The sequence below is a fragment of the Imperialibacter sp. genome, from assembly GCF_040222385.1.
Classification (GTDB): domain Bacteria; phylum Bacteroidota; class Bacteroidia; order Cytophagales; family Cyclobacteriaceae; genus Imperialibacter.
Genome location: NZ_JAVKDF010000021.1, coordinates 74,088 through 94,048, shown reverse-complemented (window position 1 = coordinate 94,048; position 19,961 = coordinate 74,088). Strand labels below are relative to the sequence as shown.

Below are 19,961 nucleotides of genomic sequence, written 5' to 3'. Positions count from 1 at the left end.
CTCTGAATGGCTCCTTTTGAACGGCGGTAATTTCCTGATCAATAAAGGTAGCCTAGGAGTCTAACAGATAAAACCCCGAAAAAGTCTGATGGAGACTTTTTCGGGGTTTTGGATTTGCTTGTACGCCGCTCAATTTGTTTTCGGGTAGCCCTTTTGAGCCAGTAAAATACGGGTGGCTATTTCAGGCTAGTAGGCTGCCTTTAATACCCGAGCATCAATTTTGAATCTGGAATTACCCTTTCCCAATCAGGATAAATGATCCCCAGAAATAGGGGCTTTCATATTTCTCCCTAACGTTCAGTTGTGCCTTTCGGAATGAGTCTCGAATGTTTCCAGAACTCAGGTAGTACTTGTAAAAGGAAATCATCAGGTCTTTTGTGACCTGATCGTCTACCTTGTTTAAACTTAGGATCAGGTTCCTGGCCCCGGCTACCTTAAAAGCCCTCTGAAGACCATAAACGCCCTCGCCATTCATCACTTCTCCCAAGCCAGTTTCACAAGCGGATAATACGACAAGGTCAGTATTGTCCAACGTGAGGTTCATTGCCTCGTATGCGGTTAAAATACCATCTTCCGATTCCAGGTCTGCATCCTTTCCTGTTACATAGTCTACAAAGAAATTGTTGGCATCTGCCAGCACAAGCCCCGACTTGAATAGCGGGTTGTTGGCGGTTGTGTTAACATTCTGGGAAATGAACGGAGGGTTTTCAAGGAAATACCCATGAGTAGATATGTGCAAAATTTTAGGGCTTACCAAACTCTTTAGTTTTTCTTCCCTGGCCAATTTATCAGTGCTTATTTTTGAATTCCATCCCGCATCCCGCAACATGTCGTCAATAGTGTGTATTTCAACCATCGTGCCTGGCAGGGGCTGAAACATGTTGATAAAGGCTGTTTTGGCATTCGTTGCCAGTTCGCTGGGTATATGGCCGTAGTCAGGGTTGCCGACGAGAATGGCCGTTCTTTCGTTGTTTTTTTCGGTTCTGCTAAATTCTACAACGTCTTTTGTACTGGTGACAAAATTTACGTCAAGTAAGTCGGTCAGGTACTTCTTTTGATCAGGAATATATAATGTTTCAGGGTTAAACTTATTGTAGACCCCGTCAGGAGAGAAATAGATTTTTTTTATGCCACCCAAGTGTTCCTGTATTTTGGCCCAAAATTGCACATACGTCTCGTTGTCTGTCACGCCAAATTTCAAAGAGTTAAAAAAGGCCGAGTAGTACTGTTTTTCGAGTTGATTACCATTATCGAGCAATACCAACTCTGGATTCGTGTATGAGTCGGGCTTTATAATAAGGGCCGCATACTGTATATGATCCGAGAAACCGTAGATGAGGTTGTCGTCATCACCATAGAGGCTTTTGAATTCCCGGAATCTGACAATTTCCACGGCCGCCTCGCCTTCTTTAAGGTTTCTTCTGATGTCGACCCAGCTATAAACCTTATCTTCCCCGGATTTAAAATAGGAGGATTCGTAGGCAAGTTTTTTTTCCAGGTTATTAATATTGACCTCAAGCTCATCGATGTTGATATTCATTTCCTTCAGTTTGGCTGTACCTACCTGGTAAAACTTTGCCAGACGGGCTTTGAGCGTCTTCCAGAGAATATAGTCCTGTATTAGCTGTTCGTCACCGCTGGCGAGCACATTCTTTCTCACTTTGTCTGAGGCATAGAATATAATCGCCTTTGTTGCCAGTTGGTTGTCGTATAGGTCTCCCAGTATCGCCGGGGTTTCTTTCATGAGCTTGAGGGCTATTGTATTGAAACGCTCTACGTCCTCCCGAACCGTGTTGTAAAAAACTTCCCTTTCAATTTCGCTAAGGGCAGGAAATATCTTTCCTACCTGACCCACCTGTATTTTGATAGCCTCCTTGAAGAACTCTCCTGATTTTTTGGGTTGATCATGTGTGATATAATAAAGACCAAGATTCTCCAGGGATCTGGCATAGGAAGGGTGGTTTTCGCCCAAGCTCACTTTTCTTAGGTTTAGTGCCTGAAGATAAAGTGCCTCAGCTCTTTGATGATCGCCTGTGTTCGAGTAGAGAACGGCCATATTGTTGATCAAGGTAGCATAGTCGGGATGGCTCTCCCCCAAAACTACTTTGTCTATCCTTAGGGCGTCTTCATAGTATTTTTTCGCCTCATCATATTTTTTTTGTGTGCGGCGAATTCCAGCCATGTTGTTAAGTGAAGTAGCGTACTTAGGGTAGTATTCTCCATAGTTGGCTTTATATATATCAGCGGACTCCTTGAAGAGCTCGAAAGCCTTGTCTAAGTCGCCTCTGTCGTTGTAATAACTTGCAAGGTTATTGGCAGCCGTGGCATAGTTGGGATGTCGGGGACCAAATATTTTTTTACTGAGAACAAAAGCCTCTTGTAGGTGCACGCCCGCTTTTTCATAGTTCCCCAGGTCGATATAGAGAATTCCCAAATCATTTAAGGTTTCCAAAATAAGACCCTGGTCAATCCCTTCTCTTTTCCTTTTTAAGTCGAGGGTTTTCAGAAGCACTCTTTCGGACTCGCCGTATTTTCCCAGATACTCATACACTATGCCCAGGTGTTCCAGGTTTTCAAGGTATTCCAGCTTGTGTGTGAGTGAGTTAGCTTCATACAGCTCGTCGCTGTGCTGAATAAACGAAAACGCCTTGTCTGGTTGCCCAAGCTTAATGTAAATTCTTCCCAAGTCGCTATAGGAGTTTGCCATTAGAACCATTACTGTCGAATGATGGCCTTCGATAAGCGTATGTGCACGCTCAAAATTCACAGCGGCCATTTCCAACTCGCCAATATGTTCGTAGAAACTTCCCAGCTCCTGCATCGATTTAATATAGTCGGTACTGCGATCTCCTTTAGTTTTGCCGATTACCTCTTGCAACTCTTTATAAAAGCGCTCTGCTGCCCCGAAATCCCCCAATATCTTACTAACATTGGCTGCGTTGGTAAGGGCGTTTGCATAGTCTTCGTTGCTGGTTTGTCCAATATTGCGCCAGGTCTCTACTGATTTCAGAAGGTACTTCTTGCTGTTTCCCAGGTCGTCGACATCCCAATACAGCATTCCCAGGTTATTGAGTAATACTGCCTCCTGACCATTGGGCTTACCTGCATTTTCCGCACTGAGTGCGCTATAGGCATCTTGCAGATACATAAGGGCCCTTTTCTGATCAGTATCATAATAATAGTCACTACTGTCAAGAAGCGATTCCCAGCTTTGCGCTGAGAGGGTTGAAGAGACAGACAGGTACAGGGATATTACAAAAAACAGTGCGCTACTTAATCTGAATTGCATCACATATTGGTTTAGGTAGAAGTCTAAAATACTACTTTGTCTACAATAGGTTAGGTTGACTCTACAAAGCGTTTAAATCAGCATATGTCACCTAGCAAAAGGTGAAAGAGATTTGAAAAAATGACTCAACATTAAAGTTATTCATTTTTCTTAAAGAGAGTTTCGCTCAAAGCTAACTTTCTCGAAACTATTGACAACCACAGGCTCCTGAACTCCAAACAAAGCAATAAAAACGTTAGTCATCTTCTTCCATAGCAACTGGTGAAGGGTAGTCAAAAAGGAGATTTTTCTTGATAGCAGCAGCCACCTTGTGGGGAACAAATTGCTCCCAACCATCTTCTCCATTTTGTATCATCGTCAGGACTTTGTCCGAAATGATGCTCAAATTTTTCTCATTTACTTTCGATAAGTCTTCTATTTTTTTGTTTTCCAGAAGGTAATCGTAAAGGTGTCTGAGGTGCCCGGCTGGTTTAAAATTGGCACAAGTCATCAATTCCTTGGATTCAAAATCTTTGATGTAGGGGTAAACGAATAGCTTGATATTAATGCCAAATAGCTCACCGAAAGCCTGTAGAATTCCACCATTGAGGTCTGAGTAGTACTTTTCGTCAAAAATCCTGAGCAAGTTGTTGAAGCCAAGGATGATGCCGATTTTCTTGCCTCTTGTATACTGAGCAAAATAGGTAGCCAGTTTGTAGTACTCCTGATAATTTGAAATAATCACGTTCTGCCCAAGCGAACAAAGGATATCAACCCTGTCGAGGAAATCATTTTCATCGATCTTACCATCCTTGGTTAAGTCGTTGAGAGTAAGTTCCGAAAGCACTATAAGCTTCTTTGGGTCAACGTCGGCTTCTTTTTTGAACTGTCTCAAACCAGCAATCATCATATCAACATTGACCAGCGTCACTGGTCTGAACCTTCCACGAAGAACGAGAACGTTCTTTTTGTACAGTGCTTCCGACGGCTGCAGCACATCTCTGTTGGCACCAAACATGGCCATTTGTGTCAATCCGTTTTTAACAAGCTTCAGGCTCATCAGGCGATTGTCCACATGGTGGAAGTCGGGGCCTTCCAGGCGGAACATGTCAATTTCTATTCGACCCTCACTCAGGTTGTCGATCAGAGAAATGATAAATTCTTCTGGATCCATGTAGTGATAGCAGGCGTAAAGCAAGTTAACGCCAACTATACCCAATGCTTGCTGCTGCCACAACGCATCAGTGTCGTTTAGCACAAGGTGGATGATACAGTCGTTGGGCTGTGTATTGGGGTGGAGCTGAAACCGGATGCCTATCCAGCCATGCCCCTTATTGGTTCTCTTAAAATTGAGCGTTTCAACGGTATTAGCAAAAGCAAAGAAGGTAGTTCGCTTGGCCCTGTAGCTTAACCGTTTTGTAAGCAGGTTATACTCTTTATCAAGCATTTGATGCAGGCGAGGCTGGCATACGTACCTGTCGCAAGGACCGTAGATGGCATCACTGAAGGTCATGTCATAGGCAGACATGGTTTTGGCAATACTGCCCGAAGCTCCCCCTGCTTTGAAAAAATGAGCTGCGGTTTCCTGACCGGCACCTATTTCAGCAAAGGTGCCATAGATTTTCTCGTCAAGATTTATTTTTAGTGCTTTTTCCTTGGTAGTGAGCTTTCGAAAGGATGCATCCATACACTTAGTCCTGTTTGAACAAAATTAGTCGTATTATTATTAAAACTGAATCTTTGAGGGGTGTTTTTAATGTAAACAATCAAAGCACTGTTTTGATTTCTAATTCACAAAAAAGCTCACAAAAGCCTGTTGCTTTTTGACTATAACGCAAAAAAAATCCGCCTTGTTGGGGCGGATTTTTAAACTGGGAACCACCTACCTTACTATGCTAAGGGATATCCTGATTTCTCGATCATTACATTGGCTATCTCACGTCTCAACAGAATGGTGTTAACAGGGCCCATTTTGGTGAATCGCTTCAGCCCCATGAGCATTACTTTCTGTTCGTCGCCTTTCACAAAACCGGCAATTGCCTCTTTTCCCGCACGATTTACCTTTTCCACTGCCTCAGCCAAATATACACGGGCAAGTTTTGCCTGAAGAGCGTTGGCACTTTCTCCGGTTTTTGATACCAACTTCTCAGTTCTCAGCAACGTCGACTCAGCCACATACACCTCAATCATCATGTCTGCGATGCACATCAGTATTTCCTGCTCGTCATTCAGCTTAGGCCCAAAAGTCTGAGCGGCCTTACCAGCTACCATTAGTATGGCCTTTTTTAGGTTCTTCAATACTTCCTTTTCTTCTGCAAATGGCTTGGTAAGGTCTGGTGATGCAAAAGAGGGGACTGAAGTCAGCTCCTTGGCCACCGCCATAGCCGGTTGCAGTATATCAAGCTCGCCTTTCATGGCTCGTTTCAATACCATCCCTACGAGAAGCATTCTGTTGATTTCGTTGGTGCCTTCGTAAATCCGGGTAATTCGGGCATCTCTGTAGGCCCTGGCCATTGGTGCTTCTTCAGAGAAACCCATGCCGCCATACACCTGAACACCCTCGTCAACCACAAAATCCAATACTTCAGAGCCATGCACTTTAAGAATGGCGCACTCGATAGCAAACTGCTCTACACCTTTCAGCTTGGCCTCATTTTCGGGCATGCCGTTAGCTATCAAATCGGTGATTTTGTCGTCGATATTCTGCCCAGCTCTGTAGCAGGCCGATTCTGTCGCATAGGTTTTAACTGCCATCTCGGCCAGCTTATGCTGAATAGCGCCAAAGGAAGAAATGGAAACACCGAACTGCTTGCGGTCGTTGGCGTATTGTGTACTCATGGTGGCCACGTCTTTGCAGCCGCCAATAACGCCGGCGGCTAGCTTGATTCGCCCAATATTGAGGATGTTCACGGCTATCTTGAATCCATTCTCTCTATCAGAAAGCATGTTTTCGACAGGGACCGGACAGTCGTTGAAGAAGATTTGGCGGGTGGACGATCCTTTGATGCCAAGTTTCTTTTCTTCTTCATTCATAGTGATGCCACCGAACGTACGCTCTACAAGAAATGCGGTAAGGTTCTTGTCATCATCAATTTTGGCAAATACAATAAAAAAGTCGGCGAACCCACCATTAGAAATCCACATTTTCTGCCCGGTGATCAGGTAGTGCTTGCCATCGGATGAAAGAACGGCTTTTGTTTTACCAGAATTTGCATCGGAGCCCGCATCTGGCTCAGTGAGGCAGTAGGCTCCTTTCCATTCCCCGCTGGCGAGCTTTGGGATATACTTATTTTTTTGATCTTCATTGCCATAGTACAAGATGGGGAGTGTTGCAATCCCAGTATGTGCACCATATGCGGTAGAAAATGAACCGGCCGAGCTGACAATATCTGCAATTAGCATACTTGTGTTGAAGCTCATGCCAAGGCCGCCATATTGCTCAGGAATGGATATGCCCAATAAACCCAGCTCACCTGCTTTTTCGAGCACTCCTGGCATAAAGCCTTCCTCAAGGCTGTCCATCCTGTCTACGTTCGGCTTGATTTCCTTCTCAATAAAATCTCTGGTGGCTTCCGCCATCATTTTTTGCTCTTCCGAAAACTCCTCAGGAATAAATATCTCGTCGGCTTCAGTTTCTCTGATCAGAAATTCACCTCCCTTGATGGCATCTTTGGCAACTGTAGTTTCCATGGCTAATGAAGAATTTTAAAGTTTTGTAATTCGGATAAATAGTATGCATGCATACTATTTCAAATGTAAGGAAAAATAGTATGCATGCATAATAAATTAGTGTGAAAAATTTCAATGTATCCACCGCACATATCATTGTCGACCGATTATCAGTTTAGCTGAGATTTTTTGCCTGAAATCAGTTAATATGGAGCGTTAATGAGCACGTGAACTCGTGCTCAAGATTTTGAGATATGCTTGAAGACGCCCTTTTAAAAATAATACCCCGGCCACGTGTGAAAACACGCCTGATTGACCGCTACGCCTATGCAAACGACGCCAGTCATTTTTACCTGGTTCCCAAAGCTGTGGTGCAGCCCATCACAGTTGAGGAAATTCAAAAGCTTTTCGCCGTTTCTCAGGAGCTGAACCTTCCAATTACATTCCGGGCGGGAGGCACCAGTTTGTCGGGGCAAGCTGTTTCTGATGGCATATTGGCCGACCTGAGTAACTATTGGCGAAAGGTGACACCGGAAAATAATGGAGAAACCGTTAGGGTGGAGCCAGGAGCCATCGGTGCCCATGTAAATATTCACCTGAAGAAGTTTGGTAGAAAGATAGGGCCAGATCCAGCGTCGATCAATGCCGCCATGATGGGTGGCATCCTGTCCAACAACTCCAGCGGCATGTGCTGCGGCGTAGTGAACAATTCTTATCACACGCTGAAACACATCACCTTTGTGCTCCCCAATGGAAAGGTTTTTTCCACCGAAATGAGGGAAGACTACGATCGATTTTTGAAGGACTGCGAAGAAATAGGGAATGGCTTGCTCGCACTGAAGCACGAGGTGGAGCAAAATGATATTTTGGTTGCCCGGATTCGGAAAAAATACAAGCAGAAGAACACCGTCGGCTATTGCATGAATGCCTTTCTCGACTACGAGCATCCGCTCGATATATTGGCACATGTGATCATCGGGGGGGAGGGGACGCTGGCATTCATTGCGGAGGCTGTCTTGAACACAATCCCTGATTTTCCCTTCAAAATGACGGGCATGCTCTATTTTGACAGTCCTGCCGAGGCTTGCAACACAATTGCGGCGCTAAGGGACACAGGAGCCGAGGCTTTGGAGTTTATGGACAGGGCATCGCTCAGGTCGGTGGAAGACATGCCAGGTGTTCCTGATTTTATTAAAACATTGCCTGAGCAGGCATCGGCCATTTTGTGCGAGTACCAGGAAAGCACACAGGAGCGGCTGGACACTAAATACGAATTAGCGAAGCCGACTTTGGCGAAGCTTCCGATGCTGTTTGAGCCAAGCTTTACGCAAAACCCGTCTGAGCAGGCACTTTACTGGAAAATCAGAAAGGGAATGTATCCCTCAGTGGCTGGCATGCGAGCGAAAGGCACATCAGCATTGATGGAAGATTTTACTTTTCCAGTGGAACGCTTGGGGGAGGCGGTAGTTGATGTGCAGCGGCTGTTTGTAAAACATAAGTATGAGAATGGGATCATCTTCGGTCATGCGAAAGATGGCAACCTCCACTTTGTGGTGTCGCAAAGCTATGCTACTCCTGAAGCCATCGCTTTGTATGAGAAGTTCAATGATGACCTTTTTGACCTGGTGCTCAATAAGTACGACGGCTCGTTGAAAGGAGAACATAGTTCAGGGAGGGCTGTGTCTGCTTTTGTGGAGACCGAATGGGGGCCTGAAGCCTACCAGGTAATGAAGCGGCTAAAGCAGCTGATTGATCCGCATAACCTGCTCAACCCCGGTATTGTGATAACCGAAGACAAGAAATGTCACGTGCACAACCTCAAAGTGATGCCCATAGTGGAAGAAGAGGTCGACAAGTGCATTGAGTGCGGATTCTGTGAAAATAGCTGTCCCAGTCGTGACTATACTTTAACTCCCCGGAGGCGAATTGGCATTAGAAGGGCCATCAAGCGGGCAGAAATGGCCGGGGATCATGCTACGAAAGATGCGCTGTTGAAAGACTATGCATTTGATGGCATAGAAACCTGTGCGGTCGACGGGATGTGCGCTACAAACTGCCCGGTCGATATCAATACAGGTGACCTCATTAAGCGATTGAGAAGGGAAAACCATTCTTCATTTGAGAATAAAGTAGCTCTTGGTGTTGCCAGAAACTTCAAATGGCTTGAAAGCGGTACCAGGCTGGCACTTTGGAAAGGGTTTCTACTAAACAAGTTGCTCGGTCAGCAGTTTATGCCAAAGCTGACTTCGGGAATGAAACGGATCATTCCAGGTATGCCGCTCTGGTCCAATCATTTTCAAAAATCGGCTATAAAGGAGCTTTTTGTGGCGGGGCGCAGTGCACGTAGCGAGGGCCAGTCTGTGGTTTACTTCTCAAGTTGCATTTCGAGGATGATGGATGGCGACGGAGTGAGGGCTTTTTTGTCTGTGTGCAAAAAAGCCAATATCAATATTGTATTGCCCGACCAGTTGAAAGGGACATGTTGCGGGCAAGTCTTCTCGTCCAAAGGCTTTGCAGAGGCCTACAAGTTCACTGCCAACCAGGCTATTGAACGACTTTGGCAAAGCTCGCAGGAAGGCGAAATTGCGGTGGTGATGGACGTAACGAGCTGCACCCAAACCGTAAAGTCCAGCAGGTCTTATCTTACGGACGTTAACAAGGTTCGGTTTGACAAGCTGATCATTCATGATGTTATTGACTTTGCTGCCGAGGTTGTGTTGCCGCATTTGACCATTTCTGCACAGAAAGACAAAATTGCGTTTCATCCGGTTTGCTCTGTTCAAAAAATGGGCTCTCTCGATCAGTTGAAACGAATTGGTAAAGCCTGTGCTAGAGAGGTGAAGGTGCCGGAGTTTGCGGGTTGCTGTGGCATGGCTGGCGATCGTGGGTTTTACTACCCTGACTTGACGAAGGCGGCGACAAAGAAAGAGTCGACTGAAGTAAAGCAAGTGACGTACGACGGATATTATTCTACCTCTAAGACTTGTGAAATAGCACTGTCTGAGGCCGTAGGAAAAAATTACGAATCGGTTATGAAACTTTTAGATGACGTAAGTAACTGAAAAATATATCTTTGATAAGAGAAGAAACCAGAACAATTATGACCTACCCATTTAATCCCCCTCATAGAGTACTAATGGGCCCTGGCCCGTCAGATGCGCACCCGAGAGTGCTGAAGGCGATGTCTTCACCACTAATTGGCCATCTTGACCCTGAGTTTGTCAGGATGATGGACGAGGTGAAAAGCATGGTGCAGCAAACATTGTTGACCAAGAATAATCTCACCTTCGTTGTGTCAGCACCAGGTTCGGCTGGCATGGAAACCTGCCTGGTCAACCTGCTGGAGCCAGGTGATGAGTGCATCATTTGCGTCAATGGTGTTTTTGGTGGCCGTATGGTCGATATAGCCGAGCGCTGCGGGGCAAAGGTGCACAGGATAGACACCGACTGGGGCAAGGTGACCGAAGTGAGTCAGATCAAGAAAGTGCTGGATGTCTGCCCAAAGCCAAAGCTGGTAGCCATTGTGCATGCCGAAACCTCTACAGGTGCCATGCAGCCTTTACAGGAGATAAGTGACCTGGTGCATAATGCAGGGTCGCTTCTTGTTGTTGACGCAGTTACGTCTTATACAGGCGCACCGTTGAAGGTCGATGAGTGGGGTATTGACGCCATTTACTCAGGATCGCAAAAGTGCCTCAGTGCCCCTCCGGGCCTGTCGCCAGTCAGCTTTTCGGAGGCTGCTGTAAAGGCACTTGACAACCGCAAAACTAAGGTGCAAAGCTGGTTTCTTGACCTCACAATGGTGAAGAATTATTGGGCAGGGGCGAAGCGGGCTTACCACCACACCGGTCCCGTGTCTGCTATTTTTGCCCTGCATGAGGCATTGAATATTGTGTTGGAGGAGGGATTGGAAGAGCGTTGGGCCAGGCACGAAGTAGTGCACAACTATTTGAAGATGAAGCTGGAAGCACTGGGTTTTCGGTTTGTAGTAGATGAACAGCATCGTTTGCCCAATTTGAATGCCGTCTACTTACCTGAGGGTGTCGACGAAGCGGCACTCAGAACTCGTTTATTAAATGACTACAATATTGAAGTCGGTGGAGGACTGGGTGTGTTTGCCGGTAAAATCTGGAGAATAGGTATTATGGGAGAAAGCTGTACCAAAAACCATGTGAACATGCTGGTGGGTGCACTGGAGGAGATGCTCTAGGAAATTGAGGTATGCAGGTAGGGCATTCACCAGGAAAATTGCTAACTTCTTGCCAACCTATACCTGACATCCTATGAAGAGAAAGGAGTTTTTGAAAACAACGGGCGCATTTGTAGCCGGATCAATGATGGTGCCGCTGGTTTCCTGCGAAGATAAACCGACGGAAGTGCGAAAGAACTGGGCGGGTAATTACCAGTACAAAGCGAAGAACCTTCTGGAACCCAAAACCACCGAGGAGCTTCAGGGGCTTGTCAGAAAGCTTTCCAGTCAGAAGGCGTTGGGTTCTAAGCACTGCTTTAACAATATAGCCGACAGCCCCGAAAATCAGATATCTACTAAGCACTTCAACAAGGTTTTGGGGATTGATGAGGAGGCGATGACCGTCACGGTAGAGTCGGGCGCCAGGTATGGGGAATTTGCTCCGGAACTTCATCGGAAGGGCTTCGCTTTACACAACCTTGCTTCACTGCCTCATATTTCTGTCGCTGGCGCTGCTGCCACGGCCACTCACGGGTCGGGTGTGGGGAACGGAAACCTGGCAAGCGCTGTGAAGGGACTGGAGCTGGTAGATGGTAACGGGCAACTGGTGAAATTGAAAGAAGGGGATCCGGATTTCTATGGAGCTGTCGTCGGTCTTGGCGCATTGGGCATTGTTACGAAAGTGACGCTCGCTATCGAGAAGACCTTCGATGTGAGGCAAGACGTGTTTCAGGATTTGCCGCTGGTGTCTTTGGAAAAGGACTTTGAAGCCATCATGTCTGCCGGCTACAGCGTCAGCTTATTTACTGACTGGCAGAATCAGGTGGTGAGTCAGGTGTGGATCAAACGGCGGATGGATGAGGAAATAACAGATGCCTGCGTCGAATTCTACGGAGCAACTGCTGCCACCAAAAACCTGCATCCGATTACCCGCCTTTCAGCAGAGAATTGCACCGAACAAATGGGTGAGCCTGGCCCCTGGTACGACCGTCTGCCACACTTTAAAATGGGCTTTACGCCTAGCAGTGGAGAGGAGCTGCAGTCAGAGTTCTTTGTCCCCATGGAAAACGCCGTTGACGCTATTTTGGCGCTGGAGAAAAAACGTGACCTGATCTTTCCTCAATTGATGATCACTGAAATTCGCACCATTGCAGCCGATGAGCTGTGGATGAGCACAGCCTACAGGCAGCCAAGTTTGGCTATCCACTTTACCTGGAAGCAAAACTGGCCGGAGGTAAGCAAGCTACTGCCAATGATTGAAGCAGAACTGTCTCCATTTGGAGTGAGGCCACATTGGGGCAAGCTGTTCGCCGTAGCTCCCGAAACTTTGCATGAGAGATACCCAAAATACCAATCGTTTTTGGAGCTAGTCAAAAAGTATGATCCGCAAGGAAAGTTCAGGAATGAGTATTTGGATTTGAATGTTTATGAAGGATAACGATTAGTCAATCCTCTCATACAAAATCCGCCAGCTCAGCGCCCAGGTTTTTCCTCCGTCCGATGAGAGCTCCCAGTCCCATGTAAACGAGTCGTGTTTGATGTTGTAAAACACCATGCGCTGCTGGATTCGCTTCTCGCCCCGCTCAAATATCTGGGTCTTGAAGATTCGTTTGTCTCCGATAAATTCTCCTTCGAAATCGAAGTAACCGCCCTGGTTATCCGCCCAGGCTTGTTTCCACCTCTTGAGCTGTGGCTGGTAAACGGAAATACTCGTGCCTTTAAATCCTTTATTTTGGCCCTCATCGAGCTCAAAAGTCTCTCGAACGACGGTGCCGTCGAGAATTTTGTCAATAGTGTTGATGCCATATTGCTGCACACCATTTCCCTCGTCGTAGGTTGCTTTCCATTTACCCACCCAAAAGTCGAAGTATTGGGTTGTGTCAATTTTGCTAAGTTGAAGCTCCTGGCAATGTGCCGCAAAGCCGAAGCACAGTAAGACGGTGAATAATATCCCTTTCATAGATTGATAGTTTTTGATTTCCGATCAATCTATCACAGATACGAATGGAAGTGGTTAATCTATAGAAATGTTAACCGGCCTTTTTTGAGAGTTTCTCCATTCCACCGGCGTTTTCCCGGTTGCTCTTTTGAATGACTTATAAAAAGATACCTTGTTGTTGAAACCGCTTAGGTGGGCTATGTCAATAACCTTTTCATTCGTGTTGTTCAGAAGGTAGATGGATTCTCTTATCCGGTAGTCATTTAGTAGCTTGTTAAATCCATCGTATTTCTGGTTGATGATTTCGCTAAGCTGATAGGGCTTTAAGGATAAATCATTCGAAAGGTCGTTGAGCCTGTATTCACCATTAAGGTAGGGCTTGCAGTCTTTGAAATGGCGCTCAATTTGAGAAAGTACTGTTTCCGAAATGTAGGTGCTCAACTTTTCTTCTGTAGAGAGTTGGCTGATGAATTGGGGCTGGAGATAGGATTTGATCAACAGCGCATAAATAAAAAAGCATGAAGCGACGGCAATCAGGTAGTCAAATTCCAACGTCAGTGTTTTTGTGGCAACCATAATGGAGTAGAGCACAAACAGTAGGGCATAAGCCAGCAATGGTATAAATAGCCAGTGTCGAACATTGTCTCGCCTGCCTCTTGCGAATGGGAAGGAAAGAACCACATATATAACCAGGTGAAGCGGCTGCAAGAGGAAAAGAAACATGGGGCTTATCGGCATGTATAGAACGAAGACCGCCACAAGGAAGGGGAGAAGATGTAGGATTGTCGGCCATTTCGTTGCCTGTTGAATGGAGATGCCTCTAATGAGAAAATAGAAAAGCGGAGCGATGAGAAAAGTGAGGTATTGAACCCACCAGAGGTAGGTGGGCGTACCCAGTTTGGCCCAATAGGCCACATAAAAGGCAAGCAGCAACGCAAAGAACAGAGAAATCAGCGAGAGGTAGCCTGACTGAGAACGACGGTATTTTACTTTGAGTAATACGGAAAGTAAAACTCCCTGAAAAGCACCCAGGCTAAATAACAGAAGTATTAGTTCATTTGCTGGCATCAGTTCATTTGTTGGTACCAGGTAAACACCCGACAGCTGGTGCTCCCTAAGGTTCAGTACTGGCGTTGATAAAGCGCACTTCGAAGATCTTGCCGTTACTTACTTTGTAAATGGCAATTGCTTCAAGCCTGGGTTTGTTCTTGTCAAAGACCACACTTTCGTGGTCAATAACCGTATTTCCTAAAACAGTTCGGTTGACAATATCGCAGTGGAGGTCAACGGCAGTTTGAAAGAAACCCTCGTATCCTTTTCTAAGGTTTTCAATTCCATCCATAAGTAGTTTGTCAGGATAGTTGTAAATCTTGACCGTGTCGCTGTATGTTTCAAGAAACTTGTCAATATCTCTGGCATTGTAGGCGTCCAACTGACGGCTCACTACATCAACAGGGTCAGTTGAGCGCTGAGCCTGGCTGGCTGTGGCTGCCATCGTAATTACGAAGAAAAAGAGTATGGTTTTCATGCTTTTCAATTCAAGGTCGATTAAAGATAAAAACATCCATCCAAACCCTGCGTCATTTCATCCGGCTTCTTCTACAGTTCAGTCACTTCTATTATTAAAGCGGTCGGGAGCATAGCACCTTTGAATCATTCAACGACAAACAAGTGATTCAATGATACAGCTACTCAAAATCGTTTTTTATGTTCTGGCGCTACTTTTTTCAACACCACTTATAGCGCAAACAGTCATCAAGGGGGTGATCACCGAAAAATCGGGTGAGCCGATTCCCGGCGTCAATATATATGTTGAAGGTACTTATGATGGTGCCACCACAGATATGGAAGGGGCGTTTTCTTTTGAAACTGAGGAGGCCGGAGACCACCAGGTGGTGGCAACTTTTATCGGCTACAAGAAGCATGTGACGGAGGTGAAGCTGGAAGGCAACCCAATTCAGCTGACCATCCAGCTCCAGGAGGAAATCAACAAGCTTGACGGCGTCACCATTACAGCAGGCACTTTCGAGGCAAGCGATGAGAAAAAATCGGTAGTGCTCAAGCCACTCGATATTGCCATGACGGCGGGGGCCACTGCCGACATTCCAGGGGCGCTCAACACACTGCCAGGGACTCAAAAGGTAGGAGAGTCCGGAAGGCTTTTCGTGCGGGGAGGGGCCAGCACAGAAACCAGGACTTTTGTTGACGGCATGCTAATGAACAGTTTCTATAATACCAGCGGACCTAATATGCCTGGCCGATCAAGGTTTTCGCCCTTCCTGTTCAAAGGCACGTTCTTTAGCACGGGCGGCTACAGCGCTGAATATGGTCAGGCGATGTCGTCGGCGCTGGTGCTCAACACCTTTGACCTCCCCGAACAAACCGAGTCAAACATTTCTTTGATGAGTGTAGGTGGAAGTGTGAGCCACACTGAAAGATGGGAGAGAGGTTCCGTTTTTGGAGAGCTTGCTTATACTAACCTGAAGCCATACCAGTCGCTGATCAGTCAGGCATACGACTGGGAAAAGCCTTCTGAGTCGCTGGGTGGTTCTTTTATGGTCAGGCAAAAAAGTGGAAAGAGCGGAATTTTCAAATTATATGGTTCGTTTGCTAATGCTTCTTTTGCCCTGCGTCAACCAGATATCAACAACCCCGGCGGAAGCAATAGAATTGCTATAAAGAATGGATACAGCTACTTGAATGCTACTTATAAGAACCAACTGGGAGGTGGGTGGTACTATAGCGGCGGTATCAGCCAAACCATTTCTGAGGACAGTATTGACTTCGACAACGACCGTGTTGACACAGGTGAGCACGCATGGCATGTAAAGTCAGTCTTCACCAACGATAGCAACGAGAAGGTGACGCTTAAACTTGGGCAGGAAGTGATTGTCAGAGACTTTACTGATAATATCACCGCAGCTGAGGGCCAAAGTCTGGTCAACGAAAAGACAGAGACGTTACCGGCTACTTTTGCTGAGGCTGACGTTTACCTGTCCAATAAGTTTGTATTCAGAACCGGAGCAAGGTTAGAGTATTCATCACTTATTGGTAAATGGAATCTGGCACCGAGAGCTTCGCTGGCTTATAAAACCACTGAATTCAGTCAGGTGTCGCTGGCCTATGGCAGATTTTACCAAACGCCAGACAACGAACGCTTTCGTGTCACTACTGATTTGACATCAGAAATAGCTTCTCACTATATTCTCAACTATCAAATTCAAAAAGACAACAGGACTTTCAGGGTAGAGGGCTACATGAAGGCCTACGACAAACTGGTAAAGTACAACGGGGCGGAGCCTTATAATCCAACCTATTTCAACAACCAGGGCTATGGCGATGCCAATGGGTTGGATATTTTCTTCCGAGATGCAAAGACGTTTCGCAATATTGACTACTGGATATCTTATTCATTTCTGGATACTGAAAGGGACTACCTGACTTACAACAGTGCTGCCGTGCCTGGCTTCGCTTCAAAGCATAATTTTTCTTTCGTCTACAAGCACTTTGTCGATGCCATCAAGTCGCAGATAGGGTTTACTTACTCTTACGGCAGTGGCCGCTTCTACAACAATCCCAACAAAGATGGTTTTATGAATAGTCAGCTACCGAGCTATCAGGACTTCAGCTTTAACATGGCTTATCTGTTTCGTCCGCAGGTTATCTTTTATGCTTCAGCTACCAACCTGCTAGGTCGGGACAACATCTTCGGTTATCAGTTTGCAGACAATCCAAACAGCGACGGTGCCTTTGAGGCAAGAGCTATTGGTCAGCCTGCTAAACGTTTCTTGTTCCTTGGAGTTTTCATTACACTGTCAAAGGACAAGTCGAAAAATCAACTCGAAAACTTATAATTCAACTTAAATATCATAACAATGAAAAATGTACTGATGATGATTTTATTGCTGGTTGGCATTGAAAGCCAGGCCGGCGACAACCAGGGAAGGTTGGTTGTGAAAGTTACCAACCTGGGAGATCTGAAAGGCCAGGTAATGGTAGGCCTTTTTGATAAGGAGGACAATTTCCTGAAAGAGCCAATAAAAGGTGTTTCAGCTAAAGTGACAGCCGAAGGCCAGGAGCTTGTTTTTGAGAACCTTCCGTACGGAGAATATGCCGTCAGCGTGATCCATGATGAAAATGAAAATGGCGAACTCGACACTTTTCTGGTGATACCAACCGAGCCTTATGGCTTCAGCAATAATGTCATGGGCAAATTTGGCCCTCCCAGCTTTGAGCAAAGCAAAATCAGCTTTAAAAACGATACTTCTATTGAAATCAAACTTAACCGCTAATTATCATGAAGACACTTAAAATAACCGCAGTAGTTTCCCTTTTGGCATTGTTTTCAGTTGGCCAAACCAATGCACAAAACTCCTATGAAAAAGGAATGAAGGGAGCCCTGGAACAATTGTTCTCTGCTGAAGGCGGCAAAGAGGCCTGGCAGAATGCAGCCAACAAGTTGGAGCGAATTGCCAACGTGGAAAAAGACAAATGGCAGCCACATTACTATGCTGCGCTTGCCTATGCATGGATGGCAACAAAAGAGGAAACTTTAACCCTGCAGGATGAGAAAATGAACCGGGCGAGAAAGTTTGTTGAAACCGGGTTGGAAGTCTCGCCAGACAATGTGGAGCTGATCACTATGCAGGGCTATGCTGACATGCTAAGTATCGCCTTCGATCCGGCAACCCGTGGTCAGACTTTGTCAACAAGAGTTTTCCAGACTTTCGGCAAGGCCATCCAAATGGATCCGCAAAACCCGAGAGCCAGGCTCTTCATGGCGCAAATGCAGGACGGCACTGAGAACTTCTTCGGGCAAAGTAATGAGGCCTCGTGTCAAACCCTTGCCAAAGCAGTGGAGAACTATGGTCGGCAAAAGGATAATGGGGATTTTTCGCCCACCTGGGGACAAGGGGCGGCGGAGCAAATGCTAAAGAATTGCCAGAAGGCTGCCTCCGGAGAAGGCAACTAAAGTAAAGGCCTATCAAATACTTGTAATTTAATGGAGCCTGTTGCACTTTAAGCTTCGTTTGGTTTTCTTCAAAAAACAGAGATGCAAATCACCAGAAAGACCGTTCAACGGGAGTTAAAAGAAATTGCCCTGCTAATTTTAGCGGGCGGCTTAATTGGCGGATATCTTTCCTGTAATTCGTGCTTCAGTGAGTTCAACACACGCACAATCGCCATTTTTAGCCTCAATGCGTCTTTTTGGCTGTTTTTCTGGAAGGGGAATCAATATCTTTCGGAGTTTATTCAGACACGTATAAGCTGGCTTGAGGCTCCCGGGAAGCGGTTGGTGATTGGCCTCATTGTGATGGTAGTTTACACCCTTACAGCAGCTTCGCTTATCTACTACCTGTTTTACGTTGTTTATTTGGGGAGAGACATTGACACGTTATTGTCCTCAGGGTTCTTATATAACCTGATCTTTCCTGTGTTCTGCACCATGTTGATCATGACATTTTTGTTTGGCCGGGAGTTTTTCCTTAGCTGGAGGCAAACAGCTATCAATCTTGAAAAACTAAAGTCAGAACAGTTGGCTTCCCAATATGAAGCGCTCAAAAGCCAGGTCAATCCGCACTTTCTGTTCAACTCATTGAATGTGCTTACGTCGCTTGTTCATCAAGATCCAGACACTGCTGTGAAGTTCATTAAGAAGCTGTCGGAAGTGTATAGATTTGTGCTGGAGTCAAGAAAGCAGGAGCTGATAGATCTTTCTACAGAACTAAGGTTTGTAAAAGACTACCTTTTTCTACAGCAGATTCGGTTTGGTGACAACCTCAAATATGACATAAGTGTTCCTGATGCATATATGCATAAAGTGGTGCCTCCATTGTCAGTTCAAATGCTGGTAGAAAACGCCATCAAGCACAACGAAATTTCACAAGAACATCCGCTGACAATTGCTATTTCCGTTGAAGAGGAAACCTTGCGGGTTTCCAATACCCTTCAGATAAAGCACACCAGAGAGCCTTCTTCGGGAACAGGACTTGATAATATCAAGGACAGGTATGAGTTTCTGAGTGGCAAGAAAGTAATTGTCACACAGGAGAACGGTAAGTTTGAAGTAACCCTGCCGCTTTTAACCCTCGATAAAGTTTGATGAAGGTTCTGATAGTTGAAGATGAAAAATTGTCGGCCGACAGACTGGCCCAAATGGTCAGAAAGATTGTGCCTGATGTAGAAATTATCGCCCAGGTCGATTCAGTAAAGAGAGCGGTGGAATGGCTGACCAACCAGTCAGCGCCCGACTTGTTGTTTCTCGACATTCAGCTGGCCGATGGACTTAGCTTTGAAATATTTGAGAGGGTAGAGGTGAGGACTCCAATCATTTTTACTACCGCCTACGATGAATACGCCATCAAAGCCTTCAAAGTGAATAGCGTTGATTATTTGCTGAAGCCCATTGACGATGATGAATTGAAAGCGGCTCTCAGGAAGTTTAACAGCTTGACTAGGCCGTCTGGCGGCCCGTCAGGTTTGCCGCTTGATAAGCTGGAAAACCTTTTGGCAGGGTTATCTAAAAGCTATAAGGAGAGATTTATCATTAAGGTGGGCGATCATCTAAAATCTGTTGAAGTAGCTGACATTGACCATTTTGTTAGCCAGGAGAAAGCCACTTTTGCCCAGAACCGGGAAGGTAAAAGGTTTATCATTGACTTTACCCTTGATCAGGCCGAAGCGCTGATCGATCCGTTAGTGTTTTTTAGGATAAACAGGAAGTATATCGTGTCGTTCAAGTCTATCAAAGACATTATTGCCTGGTCCAACAGCCGATTGAGGCTGGTGCTGCACAACTGCGACGACACAGATGTTGTTGTTGCCAGGGAAAAAGTAAATGCTTTTAAAATGTGGCTGGATCGTTAAATTTAAAGACCTTTGAGTGATATTTTCAT

General features: G+C 45.7%; 14 protein-coding genes. 8 read left to right on the top strand and 6 right to left on the bottom strand.

The features are described from left to right. Nucleotides 1-232: 232 nt before the first annotated feature. The 3 genes from RIG68_RS06685 to RIG68_RS06675 all read right to left on the bottom strand — a co-directional run bounded on the left by RIG68_RS06685 (nucleotide 233) and on the right by RIG68_RS06675 (nucleotide 6,958). Nucleotides 233-3,289, bottom strand: coding sequence for a CHAT domain-containing protein (locus tag RIG68_RS06685; protein WP_350120196.1), 3,057 nt, complete (start codon nucleotides 3,287-3,289; stop codon nucleotides 233-235). Between the two features lie 235 nt (nucleotides 3,290-3,524). Continuing rightward, nucleotides 3,525-4,955: a TonB-dependent receptor gene (locus RIG68_RS06680; protein ID WP_151999898.1), complete on the bottom strand. Its 1,431-nt coding sequence runs from the start codon at nucleotides 4,953-4,955 to the stop codon at nucleotides 3,525-3,527. 203 nt (nucleotides 4,956-5,158) lie between these two features. Beyond that, a complete protein-coding gene (locus RIG68_RS06675; RefSeq protein WP_350120193.1) occupies nucleotides 5,159-6,958 on the bottom strand; it encodes an acyl-CoA dehydrogenase FadE in 1,800 nt (599 codons plus the stop codon). A 275-nt stretch (nucleotides 6,959-7,233) separates the two neighbouring features. Between RIG68_RS06675 and RIG68_RS06670 the strand changes: the two genes are divergently transcribed. The 3 genes from RIG68_RS06670 (at nucleotide 7,234) to RIG68_RS06660 (ending at nucleotide 12,564) form a co-directional block, all read left to right on the top strand. Continuing rightward, complete coding sequence (locus RIG68_RS06670; RefSeq protein WP_350120190.1) at nucleotides 7,234-9,999, top strand: FAD-binding and (Fe-S)-binding domain-containing protein; 2,766 nt, start codon at nucleotides 7,234-7,236, stop codon at nucleotides 9,997-9,999. Nucleotides 10,000-10,037: 38 nt separating this feature from the next. Then, the gene (locus RIG68_RS06665) at nucleotides 10,038-11,147 is read left to right on the top strand and encodes a pyridoxal-phosphate-dependent aminotransferase family protein (RefSeq protein WP_350120187.1); all 1,110 of its coding nucleotides are present in this window, start codon (nucleotides 10,038-10,040) and stop codon (nucleotides 11,145-11,147) included. Between the two features lie 73 nt (nucleotides 11,148-11,220). After that, nucleotides 11,221-12,564, top strand: coding sequence for a D-arabinono-1,4-lactone oxidase (locus tag RIG68_RS06660; protein ID WP_350120184.1), 1,344 nt, complete (start codon nucleotides 11,221-11,223; stop codon nucleotides 12,562-12,564). 3 nt (nucleotides 12,565-12,567) lie between these two features. Here RIG68_RS06660 and RIG68_RS06655 read toward each other — a convergent pair whose 3' ends face one another. From RIG68_RS06655 to RIG68_RS06645, 3 genes are read right to left on the bottom strand one after another with little or no spacing between them, the layout of a single operon-like run. After that, a complete protein-coding gene (locus RIG68_RS06655) occupies nucleotides 12,568-13,086 on the bottom strand; it encodes a hypothetical protein (RefSeq protein ID WP_350120181.1) in 519 nt (172 codons plus the stop codon). A 54-nt stretch (nucleotides 13,087-13,140) separates the two neighbouring features. Beyond that, nucleotides 13,141-14,133, bottom strand: coding sequence for a helix-turn-helix domain-containing protein (locus RIG68_RS06650; RefSeq protein ID WP_350120178.1), 993 nt, complete (start codon nucleotides 14,131-14,133; stop codon nucleotides 13,141-13,143). Between the two features lie 46 nt (nucleotides 14,134-14,179). Beyond that, the gene (locus tag RIG68_RS06645; protein WP_350120175.1) at nucleotides 14,180-14,593 is read right to left on the bottom strand and encodes a nuclear transport factor 2 family protein; all 414 of its coding nucleotides are present in this window, start codon (nucleotides 14,591-14,593) and stop codon (nucleotides 14,180-14,182) included. Nucleotides 14,594-14,744: 151 nt separating this feature from the next. Here RIG68_RS06645 and RIG68_RS06640 point away from each other — a divergent pair, with 151 nt between their 5' ends. The 5 genes from RIG68_RS06640 (at nucleotide 14,745) to RIG68_RS06620 (ending at nucleotide 19,932) form a co-directional block, all read left to right on the top strand. Beyond that, entirely contained in the window at nucleotides 14,745-16,919 is a 2,175-nt protein-coding gene (locus RIG68_RS06640; protein WP_350120173.1) for a TonB-dependent receptor, read from the top strand. Between the two features lie 21 nt (nucleotides 16,920-16,940). Next, complete coding sequence (locus tag RIG68_RS06635) at nucleotides 16,941-17,357, top strand: DUF2141 domain-containing protein (protein ID WP_350120170.1); 417 nt, start codon at nucleotides 16,941-16,943, stop codon at nucleotides 17,355-17,357. A 5-nt stretch (nucleotides 17,358-17,362) separates the two neighbouring features. Continuing rightward, a complete protein-coding gene (locus RIG68_RS06630) occupies nucleotides 17,363-18,037 on the top strand; it encodes a hypothetical protein (protein WP_350120168.1) in 675 nt (224 codons plus the stop codon). A gap of 81 nt (nucleotides 18,038-18,118) precedes the next feature. Next, complete coding sequence (locus RIG68_RS06625; protein WP_350120165.1) at nucleotides 18,119-19,168, top strand: sensor histidine kinase; 1,050 nt, start codon at nucleotides 18,119-18,121, stop codon at nucleotides 19,166-19,168. Then, the gene (locus RIG68_RS06620; protein WP_350120162.1) at nucleotides 19,168-19,932 is read left to right on the top strand and encodes a LytR/AlgR family response regulator transcription factor; all 765 of its coding nucleotides are present in this window, start codon (nucleotides 19,168-19,170) and stop codon (nucleotides 19,930-19,932) included. Before RIG68_RS06625 ends, RIG68_RS06620 begins: the two co-directional genes overlap by 1 nt. The last annotated feature ends 29 nt before the right edge of the window (nucleotides 19,933-19,961 follow it).